The sequence below is a fragment of the Myxococcales bacterium genome (assembly GCA_016706225.1).
Classification (GTDB): Bacteria; Myxococcota_A; Polyangia; order Polyangiales; family Polyangiaceae; genus JADJKB01.
This window is the reverse complement of sequence record JADJKB010000024.1, coordinates 152,212-169,877: the sequence shown is the minus strand read 5'-3', so window position 1 is coordinate 169,877 and position 17,666 is coordinate 152,212. Positions and strand designations below refer to the sequence as shown.

At 65.2% G+C, this 17,666-nt stretch carries 12 protein-coding genes; 7 read left to right on the top strand and 5 right to left on the bottom strand.

Annotated features, from left to right (window positions below):
* The first annotated feature begins 12 nt into the window (after window positions 1-12).
* From pgeF to IPI67_36600, 3 genes are read left to right on the top strand one after another with little or no spacing between them, the layout of a single operon-like run.
* Window positions 13-792 (top strand): peptidoglycan editing factor PgeF, encoded by a 780-nt coding sequence (gene pgeF / locus IPI67_36610; GenBank protein ID MBK7585697.1) that lies wholly within the window; start codon window positions 13-15, stop codon window positions 790-792.
* A gap of 54 nt (window positions 793-846) precedes the next feature.
* Window positions 847-2,724 carry a DUF4339 domain-containing protein gene (locus tag IPI67_36605; GenBank protein ID MBK7585696.1) on the top strand — a complete coding sequence of 626 codons (1,878 nt, stop codon included), beginning with the start codon at window positions 847-849 and terminating at the stop codon, window positions 2,722-2,724.
* The gene (locus IPI67_36600) at window positions 2,721-3,209 is read left to right on the top strand and encodes a GNAT family N-acetyltransferase (GenBank protein ID MBK7585695.1); all 489 of its coding nucleotides are present in this window, start codon (window positions 2,721-2,723) and stop codon (window positions 3,207-3,209) included. Before IPI67_36605 ends, IPI67_36600 begins: the two co-directional genes overlap by 4 nt.
* Window positions 3,210-3,211: 2 nt before the next feature.
* Here the strand turns inward: IPI67_36600 and IPI67_36595 are convergent, their stop codons facing one another.
* A complete protein-coding gene (locus IPI67_36595) occupies window positions 3,212-3,904 on the bottom strand; it encodes an SGNH/GDSL hydrolase family protein (protein MBK7585694.1) in 693 nt (230 codons plus the stop codon).
* 114 nt (window positions 3,905-4,018) lie between these two features.
* Between IPI67_36595 and IPI67_36590 the strand changes: the two genes are divergently transcribed.
* The gene (locus IPI67_36590) at window positions 4,019-5,251 is read left to right on the top strand and encodes an acetyl-CoA C-acetyltransferase (GenBank protein MBK7585693.1); all 1,233 of its coding nucleotides are present in this window, start codon (window positions 4,019-4,021) and stop codon (window positions 5,249-5,251) included.
* A 320-nt stretch (window positions 5,252-5,571) separates the two neighbouring features.
* Here IPI67_36590 and IPI67_36585 read toward each other — a convergent pair whose 3' ends face one another.
* The 3 genes from IPI67_36585 to IPI67_36575 all read right to left on the bottom strand — a co-directional run bounded on the left by IPI67_36585 (window position 5,572) and on the right by IPI67_36575 (window position 12,082).
* The gene (locus tag IPI67_36585; protein ID MBK7585692.1) at window positions 5,572-8,640 is read right to left on the bottom strand and encodes a PD40 domain-containing protein; all 3,069 of its coding nucleotides are present in this window, start codon (window positions 8,638-8,640) and stop codon (window positions 5,572-5,574) included.
* A 128-nt stretch (window positions 8,641-8,768) separates the two neighbouring features.
* The gene (locus tag IPI67_36580; protein MBK7585691.1) at window positions 8,769-9,698 is read right to left on the bottom strand and encodes a HEAT repeat domain-containing protein; all 930 of its coding nucleotides are present in this window, start codon (window positions 9,696-9,698) and stop codon (window positions 8,769-8,771) included.
* Window positions 9,699-9,721: 23 nt separating this feature from the next.
* Entirely contained in the window at window positions 9,722-12,082 is a 2,361-nt protein-coding gene (locus tag IPI67_36575; GenBank protein ID MBK7585690.1) for a hypothetical protein, read from the bottom strand.
* A 226-nt stretch (window positions 12,083-12,308) separates the two neighbouring features.
* On the opposite strand from IPI67_36575, the gene IPI67_36570 reads away from it, so the two are divergent.
* Complete coding sequence (locus tag IPI67_36570) at window positions 12,309-12,974, top strand: bifunctional phosphoribosyl-AMP cyclohydrolase/phosphoribosyl-ATP diphosphatase HisIE (protein MBK7585689.1); 666 nt, start codon at window positions 12,309-12,311, stop codon at window positions 12,972-12,974.
* 90 nt (window positions 12,975-13,064) lie between these two features.
* Window positions 13,065-15,152: a response regulator gene (locus tag IPI67_36565; protein ID MBK7585688.1), complete on the top strand. Its 2,088-nt coding sequence runs from the start codon at window positions 13,065-13,067 to the stop codon at window positions 15,150-15,152.
* Window positions 15,153-15,228: 76 nt separating this feature from the next.
* On the opposite strand, the gene IPI67_36560 is transcribed toward IPI67_36565, so the two are convergent.
* Entirely contained in the window at window positions 15,229-16,089 is an 861-nt protein-coding gene (locus IPI67_36560; GenBank protein ID MBK7585687.1) for a hypothetical protein, read from the bottom strand.
* Window positions 16,090-16,435: 346 nt separating this feature from the next.
* Here IPI67_36560 and IPI67_36555 point away from each other — a divergent pair, with 346 nt between their 5' ends.
* Window positions 16,436-17,635, top strand: coding sequence for an MFS transporter (locus tag IPI67_36555; GenBank protein ID MBK7585686.1), 1,200 nt, complete (start codon window positions 16,436-16,438; stop codon window positions 17,633-17,635).
* Window positions 17,636-17,666 lie beyond the last annotated feature (31 nt).

The following is a 17,666-nucleotide window of genomic DNA, read 5'->3' as shown; positions in this document are numbered from 1 at the left end:
GGCGTTTCACTGATGGAAGCCGAATTCCTTACGAGCTCGCTGCTGAGCAATGCCGGGTTTACCCACGCTTTCTTCACGAGAAATGGTGGAGTCTCGCCGCCGCCGTACGCTTCGCTCAGTTTTTCCGTCAGCGCGGGCGACAGTCCGGACAATGTTCGCGAGAACCTGGTGCGCGCCGCGCGGATCCTGTCCGTGGAGCCAGAGAAGCTCTTCTACCTGTCACAGGTTCACGGCAGAGTACTGCGCGAGGTCGATGGGCATTCGGACTGCCGAGGCATGCTCGATACGGAGGGGGACGCGCTCGGCTCGAGCGACCCCAGCGTGGCTTGCGGCGTGCGCTCCGCGGACTGCGTTCCGGTATTGATGGCCGATCGACGCTCGGGCCGCGTGGCGGCGGTCCACGCTGGCTGGCGCGGTGTGGTGGCCGGGGCCGTGGAATCTGGGGTGGATTGGCTGAAGGCGGGGGCATCAGGGCAAGCCGATCTCGTTGCCGCGATCGGGCCTCACATTTCCGTGGCCAGCTTCGAAGTGTCCGTAGAAGTCGCCGCGGAACTGGCCGGCGTTTCGCCCGACCCGGGGGTCGTGCATTCTGAATTTGGGGCGAAACCCCACGTGGATCTGCGCGCCTTGGTTCGGGCCAAACTGTTGAGCGCCGGGGTTTCGCCGGGGTCTGTGGACGACGTGGCAGGCTGCACCGTGCTCGATGCGGCCAGGTTCTTCTCCTTTCGACGCGATGGCGCCCGGAGCGGACGGCACCTCTCGGCGATCGTGGCGCGAAGGCTGCTCGGCTGAGCAGTAGCCTGCGACTTTTTCCCCCAAGGCCTCCTGGGTATACGCTTCGCCTCCATGGCTTTCGAGGTCCACTGCAGCAAATGCAGCGCCCGCTTCACCCTCCCGAAGGATTTGTACGAGCGGAAGGTGAAGGGGAAGGTCGTAACGGTACGCTGCAAAAAGTGCCGCGCCGACATCTCCGTCGATGGCACCCGTGTCGACTCGAAGACGAGCGCAGCGCTCGACCTGACGCCCACCGTCCCGCTGACCGAGCCGAGCGTGTTGCCACCCGTCGAAGGGTTGTGGGTCGTCAGCTTCGCCGATGACGACGACCGCGAGCTCACCGTCGGACAATTGAAGAAGGCATTCGAGGGTGGCGAGATCAACACGGAGACGCTGGTGTGGAATACCAGCTTGGACGAGTGGCGAAGCATCGCCGAGGTTCCAGAGCTCGTCGAGCTGCTCGGCGCTTCTGGGCTGGGTGCGGGCGGATTCTTGGGCACGGGCGTCGCGGTGGTCCCCGGTGCCAACGAGGTGATCGGCGACGACGAGATCGGCCCCTTCCGCAGCGTCGGGCAGGGCACGATGTCGGAGCACGGTGAGCACGAGGCTGCGGCCGAGCCAGATGCGGCAAAAGCGACGCCCGCTGACGAGAAGGCCAGCGAAGCACCCACCGCCGAGCCGCCGAAGGTGATCGAAGGCACGCCGACCGTTCCACTCACCACACCCAAGCCGAGTGCGCCAGCCGCCGACAAAGATGAAGGCCCATCATCCCGACCCGACAGCAGCTCGAAAGCCCCGGCCAAGCCCGCGCGGAAGTTGCCGTCCGCGCCACCGAAAGTCCGTCCCGCGTGGCTGAGTGAGCCCCCGAAGAAACCAGCCACCGAGGATCCCGATCTGCCGGAGGGCGAAGAGGCGGCCCCTTCGAGCGGAACGCCCGATCTTCGCAGCCTGATGACAGGCTCGATCGTGCCACCGGAGGATGCGCAGCGGGACCAAGACGAGAAGGCTTCCGAGGATATTTTCGCGATCGGCGGCGGCGGTATTGCCGCTGCATTGCCGACCATCGACCTGACGAATATCGACCCTTCCCCGCCATCCAGCGCGAGATCAGCGAAGCGAAAGCGCGACGACGACGAGCCAGCATCGAGCCAACGGGGGGGCGCGAAGTCGAAGCGACCTCCCGGCACGAAGACCAAGACCAAGCGCCCACCTGCCCCGAGCGATCGCAACGCAAAACCGAGGGCAACCCCACCGGCTGCCGAAGAAGAGAAGAGCGGGAGCCCGCTCGTTTGGATCGGCATCGCCGGCCTAGCCGCCGTGGCGGTGTATTGGTTCTTCCTGCGGAGCCCCGAGCGGCCCCCCGAGCCCACTCCCACGCCGACCCCCGAGTCGCCCGCCATGACCGCGCCGCCAACGCCATCGCTCACCGCGGAGCCGACACCGACGACACCCGACGCAGCAGGGCCGGCCGAAGACGCTACGGCACCAACGACCGAAGAGCCCGTTGCGAAGGAAGAGAAACCCGTCGCCAAGGAAGAAAAGCCAACCGGCAAGGAAGAACCTCCCACCGGCAAAGAAGAGAAGCCAACCGGCAAAGAGGAGAAGCCAACCGGCAAAGAGGAGAAGCCAACCGGCAAGGAGGAGAAGCCCGCACCGACGGGTGGAGACGTCTCCATGGCGGCTCCCTTCGATGCCAACGCCGCTCGGGCGTCGCTCACGTCTGCGGCGGGCGCGGCGTCTGGCTGCCGCAAAGAAGGGGATCCGTCCGGCACGGCAACCGTCGTCGTGACGTTCGCACCATCCGGCCGCGTCACCACCGCAAACATCAGCGGGCCTCCGTACGCTGGTACGAAGACGGGAGGCTGCATCGCATCGGCAATGCGCAGCGCCAAGGTCCCTGCCTTCTCCGGTGACCATGTAACGGTCAGCAAGACCGTCGTCATCCAGTGACCACGAGCACGCTCGAGATCCGAGCGGCCCGGCCCGAGGACGCCGCCACGGTGCTGGGTTTCATCCGCGAATTGGCCGAATACGAGCGCGAGCCTGCGGCAGTCGAGACCACAGCCGCCACCCTCGAGGAGCAGCTGGCCCGGGCAAATCCGCCCTTCGAATGTCTGCTCGCGGAGCTGAACGGGAAAGCCTGCGGGTTCGCGCTGTTCTTCAGCAACTACTCGACCTGGCGCGGGCAGAGCGGCATCTACTTGGAGGACCTGTTCGTCCCCGAATCCCGGCGGGGCGAAGGGATTGGCAAAGCGCTGCTCACGGCTGTCGCACGCATCGCAGTGCAGCGCGGCTGCCCCCGCATGGAGTGGGCGGTACTCGACTGGAACCAACCCGCGATTGACTTCTATCGATCACTCGGCGCCGTACCCATGGCCGAGTGGACCACCTTTCGCCTGACCGGCGCTGCCCTGCAGCGCGTGGGCAGCTCCTGACTTCAGCGGCAGTCGGAGAACACGTGTTTCGCGAGGGCCTGGGCCACGACCTCATGGCCCTGCGTTCCCCAGTGAATGTGGTCGTTGGCAAAACGCCGATACTTGGGACACAACAACTGCGAATCACCGCAGCTCAGACTGGGGTGGATGTCAACGACCTGGTCTACCTCACCCGTCGTCCCTTGCTCCCGGATCCACGTGTTCAGCGCCTCGGTCGCCTGCACGCGTTTGTCGTCGACTCCGCGCAGGCGCCCCCAAGGCGCAATCGTCAGCGCGACCACCGATAGCCCGCGTTTGCGGCCGGTTCGGTACATGTACGACAGATTGCCGCGGATGCGTCCGATGCGCGCCTCGCTCAATGAGGCCGCAGCGAGATCGTTCACACCACCCAGAATGATGACGTGGGTGTAGTGCGGGCGCTTGATCCATGGCGTGCTCTCGCCGAACAAATCCTCGGTGAAGCGCCAGCGCATGTGATCGGTACGCTGCCCGCCGACACCGTAGGCGTCGAAGCGACTCTCGGGGCAGCGCTCCGCAAGCGCCTTCATGTACTTGCCACCCCCGGCGCGGGTGTCGGTCAGGGAGTCCCCGATCGCGGCGACCACGTAGCGGCGACCCGGGGGCGCGTCCGACTGCCGCGGCGCACCCAGTACCAGCACGACGATGGCCAGGAGGGTGGCAGCAAATATGTGCACTACATGGAAAAGCATAGCTTCGCTCGACCCTTCCGCCCAATTTGCGGCCTCGGAGGCGACGGGCACGTCGGCCCGCCTGTGTTACGGTTCCCGCCCATTCCGGAGGAGATCTGCATGTCCGTTGCCTACATCATCGACGCAGTCCGAACCCCCCGCGGCCGCGGCAAAGCCGGCAAAGGCGCGCTCAGTAGCATTCACCCCCAGGAGCTCGTCGCTCAGACGTTGAACCAACTGCCGAAGCGCGTCGGGCTGCGCGCCGAAGACGTCGAGGACGTCGTGATCGGCTGTGTGTCGCAGGTGAAGGAGCAGGGGGCGTGCATCGCCCGTAACTCGATCTTGGCCGCCGACTGGCCCGAGACAGTGACCGGCGTCACCCTGAATCGCTTCTGCGGCTCCGGTCTCCAGGCCGTGAACTTTGCGGCCATGGGCGTGATGGCCGGACAGCAAGATCTGGTCGTCGGCGGTGGCGTCGAGAGCATGTCGCGCGTACCCATGGGCTCCGACGAGGCCATGATCGACGGCCTCAATCTGAAGCTCCGCAAGCGTCTGTTTCAGGTGCCACAGGGCATCAGTGCCGACCTGATTGCCACGCTGGACGGCGTCACCCGCGAGGACCTCGATCGCTTTGCGGTGCAGAGCCAGGCAAACGCAGCCCGGGCGATTGCAGAAAAACGCTTTGCAAAGAGCCTGTTTTCGGTGGTCGACGACGACGGCAAGATCGTCCTCGAACGTGACGAACACCCGCGGCCCGGCGCCACGATCGAGAGTCTGGCGGGACTCGAGCCGTCGTTCGTGATGATGGGTGCGGCCCCTTTCGGCCCGAACGGTGAGACCCTCGACCAGCTGGCGCTGTCGCGTTACCCCGCCGTCAAGGAGATCAAGCACCTGCATCACGCCGGAAACTCCAGCGGCATCGTCGACGGCGCTGCGCTCGTGCTCCTCGCCTCGGAAGGCTACGTGAAGAAAAGTGGGCTCAAGCCGAGAGCCAAGATCCGGTCAGTCGCCACCTACGGTGCAGAGCCCGTCATCATGTTGACCGCGCCGACACCTGCCTCGGAGGCGGCGTTGAAGAAGGCCGGCATGAACGCCAAGGACATCGATCTGTGGGAGATCAACGAGGCCTTCGCGGTGGTCCCGCTCAACACCATTCGCCGCCTCGAGATCGATCCGGCGCGAGTGAACGTCAACGGCGGTGCCATTGCACTCGGTCACCCTCTCGGCGCCACGGGCGCCGCGCTGCTCGGTACCGCCCTCGACGAGCTCGAGCGCTCCGGCAAGGCCACGGCGCTCATCACACTCTGCATCGGCGGTGGCATGGGCATCGCCACCATCATCGAGCGGGTCTGACCCAAACAGCAAAACTCTGCAGCAGGGCCGGCGACCACTCTGCTTGGCTCGCCGGCCTTGGGATACTTTTGCTGAAATCCCGGGGTTTTTGGCGCGCCTGAGGGCCGCAGCCTTCTCGACGCAGCCACGTCCCCGGGCGGGGGGTGGCGCCCGCGAGATCACGCGTTACGTTCTCTCCATCGGCGCCCGCTGGGGCTGAGAGTAACGCACCCATCCCCGCCCAACCCGCTCGTCGGGCAGTCGAACACGGCGAGAGTCGTGTTTTCGCCCGACGCCCTCAGCGCGGCGCCGATACTCTTTCTCGAGTTCTTTGGACTCGGTCAGTCGAACGGCGGGCCCTTGATGTCGCCGCCACCGCTGGTCAGGTCCTTCGCAGCCTTGCTGCGTGCGTCGACCTGCGATGCCTGAGTGAGGATGTCCGGATTGACCGCGATCCGATTTTCGTAACCCGTCACCGAGCCGTGACAGCCGGCACACATGCCGTTGAAGAGATCCCGCCTGAACGACTGGCGCACCCACTCACCCGGGTAGAACTGCATCTCTTCCCGCTGGAAGTGTTTCTTCGCTTCGCCTTCACCGGCCAGCTTCGCGAAGGTCGCCAAGGTGACAGGCATACCACCGGGGATCTGCACCTTGAGTGAGCCGTCTTGCTCCAGGTCGGCCGCACCCAGCTTGCGCCGACGAATGTACAGGTCGCCGAACTGGTCACTCGTCACGAACGCGCCGCCCTGCGCGTAGCTGGTCACCCCCGGCTCGGGGGGCAGGTTCTCCCAGACCTCGAGCGGTTCGTTGTCGGCAATCTGGCGCCCCGACCGCGTATTCTGGAAGAACAGCGACGCGAGGAGCGGCAGGTCGACGAAGGTGATCTGTGAACGATCCTTGTGTTCGGCGTCCGAATACACCGTGGTCGCACCGTTCGCCTCGTCGATGCGGGACTTGAACACACCGCGGTCGTCCCGCGCATACACGGCAACCGGCCAGATCAGGTCGGCGGCGCCATCTGCGAGCAGCGGGGTCCGCTGACCGGTGACGGGCTCCACCATGACAATCTCGTATTTGCCGTCGAATGCCGTGACGTCGACGACGTTCGGCGCGTAGCTCACGAGCATGCTTCCGTTCGGCAGCGGGGCCGGGCTGCGATAGGCGCCCTTCGTCGCACCTTTGCCCGTCGCCGCCGGATCCACGATCTTGATTGAGCGCTGGAAGAAGGCCGGGTTCTGCCAGTCCATGGCGGAGGCGTCCTGGAGATAGTCGTCGGGGTTCTTGCTGGGCTGGTCGATGCCGATGCTGCGGTTGATCACCGCCAGCGTGCCACCGCCGTGCACAGCCCCCTTGGCGCTGAAGATCGCCGCCAGGTTTTTGTCGGCGAGCTCGACGACGTCGGTGAACTGATTGTAGTCGATGGTGCTGCGCTGGCCGAACAGCGGGTGATAGTCGCCGCCATCGAGATTCTGTCGCCGCCCCGCGAGCTGATAGAAACCAGGAGCGCGCTTCTCGGTCGTGAAGATCAATCGACCGTCCCCCATGAAGTTGGGCAAGATCTCTTGATTCAAGAGGAAGGTCAGCTGCCGCACCTTCCCGCTCTCCACGACATAGAGATTGGCATTCAAGCGTGAGGGATCGGCCGGCGTGCGGGTCGGCCCCTGGTAGCCGAAGACTCCGACGTTCTTCGTGTTGCCCCGGGTCGAGGTGAAGACCAGGCGACCATCCGGCGCAAACGCCGGGTCGAAGTTGTGTACGAGCTCCCCGTTGTCCGGGACGGGTTTGCCGTCGTCGTCCACGGCGGCGGCGTTGATGGTCGGCTCGGGCGCACAGCTCGCGCCATCGATGACGTAGACCCGGAACGGCTCGGTCGCCGAGCTGCGGGCGGAGAACGCGATCTTCTTGCCATCCCAGCTGACTGCCGGGCGGCGCACGTCCGCGTTGGCCGGGCTAATACCACAACCGCCGAGGATGCTGTTGCCCGAGCCAGCGGTCACGACACCCGCAGCGTCCATGGACGCCGTGGCCTGCATGAGATCCGCACCCGGCGCGAACTTCTCCCAGTCTTGGGGCGTGTCCGGCTTCGGCGCCGGCGGCCGCTTCACGTACACGATGCCGGAGAGCGGCATCGCGCCCGCCATGCGAATCGAGCGCTCTTTCTCGATCCAGGCCACGATGACACAGTACGCGGTCTGATCGTCGATCGGCCCCGTCTCGGCTGCCTTCAAGTCACACTGCGTGGGATCTCCCGCGCCCGCCAAGAGTGGACCACCGCGGTGCAAGATGCCGCCGGAGGAAGGCGCCAGGTTCTTGCGCAGGATCCGGCCCACGTTGGGGTTGGGTGAGTCGAGCGCGACCTGCTCCAGACTCAGCTGGTAGTTGCGCCGTGTCGCCGGCAAGCCGAAGTGCCCGCCGCTTCCTCCGCGCAGCCGATAGTCGTGGAACATGGACGCCGAGTGGCAGCCGAGCATCATGCAGCCGCGGCGGACGAGCATGGGCTGCACACGCTTCGCAAAAAACAGGAAGCCGGGCTCCGTCGGGACGTTGCTCGGCCCTCCCTTGGCGGTCGCCCAGTTCAGGATCGCTTTGTAGCCGTTGTCGGTAGGATGCTGAAAGATCGCGCCCCCTTCATGATAGGTGCCGCCCTGCGATGTGGACAACACACGCCGCAGGATCTCGCTCTGTGCCGCCTCCACGGAGACGTAGTTGCTCGCCGCAAAGTAGTTCCAACGCACTTGCTCTTTACTCGTTCCGCAGGTCAGGTAGAGCGAGTTTGCCGGGTTGCCGTGGCAGTTTCCCGCCGCGCAGGTCTCTCCCAGCAGCGTGTTTACCTCCGAGGAAAACTGAGGAAAGTCTTTGTCCGGAGGATCCTTGGTCGCGTCGAACAGCGGGTCGATTCCGAGGCTCTCACCGCACGCAGTCTTCACGTACTCCTTGGGTGTGGCCTTCGCGTTGTTCTCCGTGGCACCGTTGTCGATCCAGCGCTCGAGCTGTGCGTACGAAGAGCTCGTGACATCGAGCAGCGAACCGCCTGCGTGGGCGATGTCCGTCTTCAAGATCAACGCTTCGTTGTCCCAGGAAGTGAGTCGCACCGAGAACGGCGGCGACACCTTCAACAGCAACCCGGGGATGCCGTAGGGGCCGTAATCGACCAAGAGATCACGGCGCAGGTTGACCGTGTCGTAGCTGCTGACGTCGAGATTGCCGAGTGCGTTACCGCGGTCGTCCGCCGCAACGTGACAGCTCGACTTCGACGGGCTCGTTGCACACGAGGTCTGCAAGATCGGTCCTATCTTGCGCTCGAAGAAGGTGTTCGACGCCGGCCGGTCTTGCTTCCCACAGCTCGCGGTGCCGCCCAACGCAGCGGCAGCCAGACTCACACACAGTACAAAACGCGGGGCGAACATTTCAGTCTGGATTTTAGCACTACGACATGACGGAAATCATGTCGTATCGAAAAAAAGCACGCACGCGAACGCGTCTCGGCCCGACAACGCCAGCGGCGGAGTCGGGCCGAGGTATCAGGCGCTTGGGCTCAGAGCCGGCGCAGCGCGATGGCCGCAGCGTCACGCACGAACTGGTTCGGGTCCTTCTGTGCTGCTGTCACCGCGTCCTTCGCCGCAGGATCGGCGATCTTGCCGAGCGACGAGACCGCAGCTGCGCGGACCATCGGATCCGACTCGGTGGAGACCGCCGTCAGGGCAATGAGACCCGCGACCGCGTCCTTGGCTCGCAGCGTACCCAGGGCCTCCGCGGCGCGCTTGCGAACACGGGGTGATTCGTCGCTGATGCGCTTCACCACCGCCGAAACGCCCGTGAACACGTTGACTCGCGTGGAGGCGTAGAGGGCTTCCATGCGCACGTCCTCATCCTTGTCAGCGATTGCGGTGCCGAGCTCACCGTTCGGCCCCTGGCTGTTGATGCGGAACAGCGAGTGTGCGGCAGACTTGCGAACCGTCGCCGACGGGTCTGATACCGCGGCCTGCGCGATGACAGCAATCCCGGGTGCCGTGAGGAACTCACCCAGGGCCTCGACCGCGTAGGCGCGTTTCGTCTCGCTCGCGCCCATGTCGGCGGCGGTCTTGATGGTCTGTTCGTAGACCTCGCCCGGCCCGAACACACCGAAGATGCGCCGTCGCAGCCACCACGCGGCAATCTCACGATTGCGCGACTCGGAGCTGTAGATCAGCTTCGAAACGATCGGGATGCAGTCGAGGCACTCGACCTTCTCACCGTGCTCGAGCCGCGCCCAGATCTCGGTGGGAGCGAGGTTGCCGCTGCCCACTTCCCGAATTCCCTTCCCGGAGGTCGGATCTTCGAGTGAGCCCGGGTCGAGGTTCTCGTACACCTTCGAGCGGCCGGATAGCACGTTCTTCGGTGCGGAATCTGCGATGACAGCGCCGGAAACTAGCAGAGTGGCTCCAGCGAGGAGAGCGCCTAGGGTGGTGCGAATTGTGGTCTTCATGACTTTCTCCGATGCTCCTCAGCTCACTTGTATCCGCCGCCGCCCGAGAGCGGGTCGCTGCCAAACGGTTTGAATCCGGTGTTCTGCCGCGCGTAGTACTGACCGCCCATGTCGATGGTGCGGATCAGCTTGGCGCGCTCGTCGCGGGTGAGCGACCCGCCCTTGTCCTCGGGGTGCAACGTACGGGTGCCACCCTTGACGTTCGGGTCGGAGAAGGCCTCGCCCAGCTTCCAAGCCGTCTTGTTGGCGTCGAGGGCCGACGTCATGTTGATCTTCTCGATCAGCATGCTGCCACGCGCGTCGCTCGGGACTGCCCACTTCGGTGGAACGGTGCCGACAATTTGCATGTCGCCCATGTCCATCTCCATGGCCGCCGGGTAGAAGAGCGACACGTAGCTTGCCGGGTACGTATCAACCTTGTTGTCGTACATGACCGTGATCGGCGTCGTGCCCAGATCGAGCCGCGGGATCTGGTACTGGGTGGTCGCGCCCGTCAGCGCGTTGTTCATCGTGATCGTGTAGTACTCGGTCGTTCCGGCGTTGTGACACGACACACACTTGGCATCGAGGATGGCCTGGATCTCGTTGCCCTCGAAGCCGGCGTCCGCCTTGTACCAGGGGTACTCGGTCCGCTCGCTGACCGGCTTGTTGAAGTTCATCGGGTGGCCCGGACTCGCCGGATCGCCCTTGCCCGAGGCGATCGTGAGCGCCTGCTGGCTCGGCAGCACCGGGCTCTTGCGACTCTCGTGGCAACCGCCGCACACACGATCTTCGCCGGGCATGCCCTGGATCCACAGAGTCTGGTTGCGAATCGCGAGCTCGAACTCGTCGATCGCCTGGAGATGCACCGGCACGTAGGGCGGAATCGCAGCGAGCCAGGAGCCGTCGTCGTAGACGTCGGCTTCGCCGATGACCGCCGCGCCTTCCGCCATCGTCAGGCCGAACATGGTCACGCCCGTCGCGGCCTCGCTCGAGAAGCCCTCGATGATGCGGACCTTCTTGGCTTGCTTGAGCGCCTCGTCGAGGGGGGTACCCTCGGCGAACTGCGCGCCCGAGACCTTGTTGCCGTGGAGGCTGGTGAGCGAGGTCTGCCGGATGTCGATCGAGCCGAAGACGGACGGAATCGTGGAGTCCGGAGTGTCCTGAATGGACCCGATGATCGGCGGCGTGTCGCGCTTGACCACGGCCTTCGCGTAGATCTCCCAGGTGCCCTCGTAGTTCTTCACGAGCTGGTTGGTGCGAGTCCCCGGATCGTAGATGTACACACCGAAGTCCGGCGGCGTCTGGGAGAGTTCGTTGATGTCGTTGACGAAGCCCTTGGCCCAACCGGTCAGGATGCGCCCGTCCGGCAAGACCGTCGGTGCACGATAACGACCGACCGGCGACGGGCCGTTGCCACGCGGCACCGCCTCGGTGAGCACTTCGTAGTCCGGCTCTTCTTCGTAGAAGGCCGCCTGGTTGTCGGGGTTACGCACGTCGATCTTGACCAAAGCTCCCGACTGAATCGTACGGTTGCGCGAGGTGGCGACGGCGACGAACACGTTCGGATCGTTGGTCTCGACCGCCTGCACCAGCGCGTTCGACGGTTTGCCGTGCTGACCGCTGATTGCCACCATCTGGGTGCAATCCGGGTTGGCAGCGAACATCTTGGCGTCGTTCACGTTCTCGAGGTGCTCCCAGCGCGAGAACCCGACGCGACCGTCCTTCATGGCAAAAGGAGTGACCGTATTCGAGAGGTTCTGCGAGCAGAGCTTGCGATCCGCGTCGCCACCAGAGACCGTGACGAACGCCAGCTGCGAGACCTGACGGCTGTGGTTGTACTCGTCCGCCCGAGTACCCATGTCGGTGTAACCCTGGTTCGTGACGAAGGCGATCTTGTCGCCCGGGAGCCAGACCGGCTGCACGTCGTCTGAATCACCAAACGTGAGCTGGTGAATCTCGAACTTTCCATCCGAGTTGCGCTCGAGGGCGGCCCAGTAGATGTGGTACGAGTCATCACCGTTCTGCTTCATCGAGAACACGATCTTCGTGGCCTCGAAGTTCAGATCCAGGCCGGAGACGTCGGCCGTCTTGAAGTCTTCGATGATGTTCTCGACCTCGCTGGACGCCAGGTTGAGGATCTCAAGACGGCCGCCGGGAACGAAGCGCGCGTAGTCGAGCACTTGGCCCATTCCACCCGCGACGTTCACCGACCAGGTGCCGTCATCGTTCTGGTAGGTCGTCTGCCGGACGGCGTAGACGAGCTGTTGAACGTTCTTGATTGAAGGTCCGCCGGGGTCATCCCCCTTGTCGCTGGCACAGCTCGGGGCGGTGAGGCCCAGGCCAACCAGGAATGGGAGGGTCAGGGCGCGTAGGACGCGACGACGGGTACGGGTAATTGCCATGGGTTTCCTCCGAAGGGGCTGAGCCCCGGCGAATGTAAAAGCAGGTTCCGGGCCACCTACAAACACCGACGAAAGCGCCACATTCTCTGGCTCACTGCGGGGTCTCGCCCCCAGCTGGCGTGGGGCATGGGGGCCGCGGCCCCCTCGCCCGATCCCCCGCCCACCGCCCACGGACGCAAGGCGTGTGGGCCCATCGCCCGACCCCAATCGCGAATAGACTCGGCGCGTGGACCTGAAATGGGATGAACGCGGGCTGGTCGTGGCCGTCGCGCAAGATCGTTTGACGGGCGAGGTTCGCATGGTTGCCTGGATGAATCAGGCGGCGCTGACGCAGACCCTCGAGAGCGGGTGGGCCACCTTTTATAGTCGCTCGCGCCAGGAGCTCTGGCAGAAGGGCGCGACGAGCGGAAATCGGCTGCGAGTCCACGGGGTCAGCATCGACTGCGACGGTGACACGCTGCTGGTGTCGGTGGATCCCGAGGGTCCGAGCTGCCACACGGGCCGACCCAGCTGTTTTTTCCAGTCGGTTGCCGGACAAACGCAGGATCCCGCGCCCTACCTGCTGGAGCTCGAGCGGGTCATCGCCGAACGGGCGAGCAGTGTTGATGCGCGCAGCTACACACGCTCGCTCGTGGAGAGCGGAGTCGAGAAAATCACGGCGAAGATCCGGGAAGAGGCCGACGAGTTCGCCTGCGCGCTCCAAGGGGAGTCGAACGACAGGGTTTCGAGCGAGGCCGCGGACGTCTTGTTTCACCTGCTCGTAGGGTTGCGGGCTCGGGGCGTGGCACTTCACGAAGTGATCGCCGAGCTCGCCCGCCGAGCCGGGACCAGTGGTCTCGACGAAAAGGCCGCTCGCGCCAACACCGGGGGCGGTGGCCCACAGCCTGTTTGACCCTGCTGCAAGTGCCCGATATTGTGGGCGCCTTGCGTTGCCTGTCCGGCACCGTGAAGGTGTCGCACCACCCCCCGCGGAAAGTACGAGATGAAGGTTCTGGTCTTCGAAGCGGACGCCGAATTCGCGGCGCTGATCAAGGATGGGCTCAGCGTTCTCGGCTGCGAAACGACGGTGGTGGACGAGGCCAACGTCGGCCTGCAGACCGCGGCAGCGGACAAACCCGACTTGATCTTGTTGTCGATCGAGCTGCCGCGCATGAACGGCTTCTCGGTGTGCAACAAGCTCAAGCGCGACCCTGCTCTGAAGGACGTGCCGCTGATCATCATGAGCAGCGACTCGACCGAAGAGACCTTCGAGCAACATCGCCGGCTGAGAACCTGCGCTGAAGACTACCTGCACAAGCCGATTTCCTTCGCCGACCTGGCAGCCCGTGCCCGCGCGTTCGTGAGCCTGCCAGAAGGGGCTGGGTTCACTGATCCCCCACCCAGCGACGACATCGTCATCGACGACGAGATCGTGCTCGACGACGCGCAGCCGCTAGCGAGCGAAGAGCAAACGGTCACGCATGAGCCCAAAGCAGATGGAGATCTCTCCCATTTTGCGGAGCAAGCCTTCAACGCGATCCAGCAGCCCGAGCCTGAGCCTGAGCCTGAGCCTGAGCCTGAGCCTGAGCCCGAAGCCGCCCGCCCGCCACCGCGCGGTGCGTCGATTCCCCCGAGAGCTTCGTCCGCCGACGTCGCTCTGCAGGCCGAGGTCGACAAACTCCGCGCGCGTACGGCCGAGCTCGAAGCGGAGCTGAGGGGCGCCAAGGACAAGGCGGGCGAGCTGGAGGACGTCGCGAGCCGCGAGGCGAGCAAAGACGCCGAGGTCCAGAAGCTCAAGCGTGAGCTCGATGAGACCAAGGCCAAGCTCTCTTCCGCCGGCAAGGGCGGAGGCAGCTCTGCGCGCGAGTTCCTCGATTTGCGCGAGCAGCTGAACAAGAAGGACAAGGAGCTGCTCGACCTGCGAGAGGCAGCAACGAGCAAGGACAAGGAGCTGCTCGGGCTGCGGGACAGCGCCCTGAAGGGTGACCGCGACAAGGCCGACCTGAACGATCGGATCACAGAGCTGGAAGGACAGCTCGCCGACTCGCAGAAGAACCTCGATGCCACCCGAGCCGACAAGGAGCAGGCCAGCAAGCGAGCGGACGACTTCAAGCGCAAGAGCGAGAAGTTGCAAGGAGAGCTCGAGGCAAGGGGCCTCGAGGTGGAAGAGGCCAAAGAGGCCCTGGCGCGCGACTCGGCGACCCGGGACGCGAAGGAAGCATCCACCCGCGCCGAGCACCAAGAGGCGCTCGAGAACGCCGAAGCCAAACGGCAGAAGGACGTTGCCGCGGCCGAAGAGCAAGGTCGCCAAGATCTGGCTGCGGCGGTCGAGACCGCCGAGGCCAAGGCGGCGGAGGCAGAGGCGCAAGCCCTCGAGGCAGCGGCTGAGGCGGCCACGCGTGCTCAGGCCGAAGCCATCGCCGGCCGCGAGGCGGAGCTCAAGAAGGAATACGACTCCAAGATGGCCGCCCTGCATCGCGCCAACGAAGACGCGATGAACAAGCTCAAGGCCGAGCACGCACAGTCGATGGAGGACGCGGCAGCCGCGGCAGCCGCGCGGCTGGCCGAACGCGAGGCAGAGCTGGCGGCGGAACGCGAGGCGGCAGAAGCCCGCCTGACCGAGGCCCACGACACAACTCGGGCCGAGCTTCGCGCGAACGAACAACAGCTCGCCGACACGAAGAGCGCCAAGGAGGAGAGCGAAGCCACGCGCGACGCGCAGATCGCGTCGTTGAAAGGCGACCTCCAACAGCGAACCGAAGAGCGCGACGCTGCGAACACGACGATTGCCGAGAGGGATGAGAAGATCGCCTCCCTCGAAGGCTCACTGGAGCGCGAAAAGAGCGAACACACCGCGGCGCGCGACATCATCGGGCAGCGCGACGGAAGGATCTCGGAGCTCGACGGTTCCCTGGCCACGACTCGCAGTGACCTGGAAAAGACTGCGAGCAAGCTGGCCGAAGAGACTGCCCGACTGGAAAAGGCCCGCGCCAAGTGGAACGACGACAAGGGCGCGCTCGAGCGAGCCAAGGACGCCTTGGCCGCCGCACTCTCGCAGATTGAGGACGCCGAGAACCGATCGTTCGACTGAGCGGCGAAATCCGCCGACCCCGTCGGCCAGCGTTCGTCGGCTCAGCTAGCCTTCATGAGCGCTGGCGTCCGGGAGCTCACTTGCTCACGGCCACACAAGCACCCGTCTTCGGGTGTTTGGTGTAGCCGTCGGTGCAGACCCTGCACTTGCCGGAGCTGTCGTGCGTCGAACCCTTGGGGCAAGGATCGAAACACTTGTCGATGACCAGCACCTTGCCCGCAGGGCAGGTCGGCGGCGCGACACAAGCGCCCGTCTTCGGATGTTTGGCGTAGCCGTCGGTGCAGACCGTGCACTTGCCGGAGCTGTCGTGCGTCGAACCCTTGGGGCAAGGATCGAAACACTTGTCGATCACCAGCACCTTACCCGCAGGGCAGGTCGGCGGCGCGACACAAGCGCCCGTCTTCGGGTGTTTGGTGTAGCCGTCGGTGCAGACCCTGCACTTGCCGGAGCTGTCGTGCGTCGAACCCTTGGGGCAGGCATCGAAGCATTTGTTGACGACCAGTACCTTGCCCGGAGGGCAGGTCGGTGGCGCGACACAAGCACCCGACTTCGGATCCTTGTAGTAGCCGTCGGTGCAGACCGTGCACTTGCCGGAGCTGTCGTGCGTCGAACCCTTGGGGCAGGCATCGAAGCACTTGTTGACGACCAGTACCTTGCCCGGAGGGCAGGTCGGCGGCGCGACACAAGCACCCGACTTCGGATCCTTGTAGTAGCCGTCGGTGCAGACCGTGCACTTGCCGGTGCTGTCGTGCGTCGAACCCTTGGGGCAGGCGTCGAAGCACTTGTTGACGACCAGTACCTTGCCCGGAGGGCAGGTCGGCGGCGCGACACACTGGCCCTTTGAATTGGGCACTAGCCCGTCGGGACAGCTGGGCCCCGCGTGAGCCACGAGAGCATAGAGGGAGAGCAACAACGCAAGGGTGAACAGGCGGGGCATGAGTCGGGTCAAGGGATCGCTCCTGGTTGCTCGTATCAGACGACGTTCCGAAGCGTTGCATGCACGAGTCGTGGGTCGCCCGATCCCGGAAAGGGGTTCTAGCGCAAAGCCGGGGGCTCGGGGCGGATGAACGTCAAGCGTTTCTGCATTCCGCCGGAGCACCTCGAGCGCGTCGTCGCCATCTTGACCAAGATGCTCTGGGCGTCAACGTGTGGGGGCCAGGTCCACGTCGCCGTCGCCGTCAATGTCGAAGTCCACGTCAAGGTCATGGTCACTCACCGCCAACGTCGGGGCCGCGCCCGTCCGCTTGCGGCAGTGATACCCCGGGCGCTAGCGTGCGGGGCCTGTGCCGCGCTATCGCTGGGTGGTCTGGGCTCTCTCTTGGCTCGCGTACGCTTCGTACTACGCCGGGCGCAAGGGCCTGAGCGTCGCGAAGAAGTCCCTGCACGACCAGCTCGGCGTCTCCGAGAGCGCCCTCGGTGCCATCGACACCTCGTTCCTCGCCGCCTACTCGGTGGGGCAGTTCCTGAGCGGATTCTTCGGCGACCACCTGGGAGCTCGTCGCCTGGTTGGGTTCGGCATGCTCGCCTCCGCCGTCGCGTGCGCGGCCTTCGGCGCCTCGAGCTCGGCACTGGTGTTCGGTGTGTGTTTCGCCGTGAACGGGCTCGCGCAATCGACCGGCTGGCCCGGCACCACGCGGGCGATGGCCGAGTGGACCACGAAGGCGAACCGCGGCACCGTCATGGCGTTCTGGGCGACCTGCTATCAGGTTGGCGGCATCGCGGCGACTGCCCTCGCTGCGTTTCTGCTCGGCCGCTACGGCTGGCGCGGCGCATTTTATGGTCCCGCGCTATGGCTAGTCTTGGTCGCACTCGCCGTTCTCGTGTGGCTCGCACCCGGTCCTGCATCGACCGGTACTGCAACCGAGCTCGCGACCGCGCGTCGTGTCGCTCAGCGCGCCGTGCTGAAGAACCCCGTGCTCTGGTGTTACGGCGCCAGCTACTGCGCAATCAAGTTCATTCGATATGCGCTGTTGTTCTGGCTGCCCTACTTTCTGGCCAGCCGCCGCGGTTACGGCGAAGAACGCGCGGGGTACGTGTCGATCGCCTTCGAGGTCGGCGGCGTGGTGGGAGTGATCGCACTCGGCATTGCGTCGGATCGCTTGCGCCACTACTCGCGCTCCCTGCTCTCGGCGGTGGGGCTCGTCGGTCTGACCTTGGCGCTGCTGCTCTATTCACGGCTCGGAGCGAGCTCGACTCTGGTCACGGTGCTCGGGCTCGCCCTGGTGGGCGCCACCCTTTTTGGCCCGGACGCGCTGCTCTCTGGGGCCGCATCGCAGGACGCGGGCGGCCCGCATGCTGCCGCCACCGCGACGGGCTTCGTGAACGGAATGGGCTCCATCGGCTCCGTGCTCGAAGGCATCGTCGTGCCCCTGATCAGCAAGCGCTACGGCTGGGACGCCGTCTTCCAGCTCTTCATCGGGGTCGCGCTGCTCGGCGCACTGGCGCTGGTCCCGACCCTGAAGCGAGCGGCCGTTTCATCCTGAAACCAACCGGTGACCGGCCGCCGGGGACTCG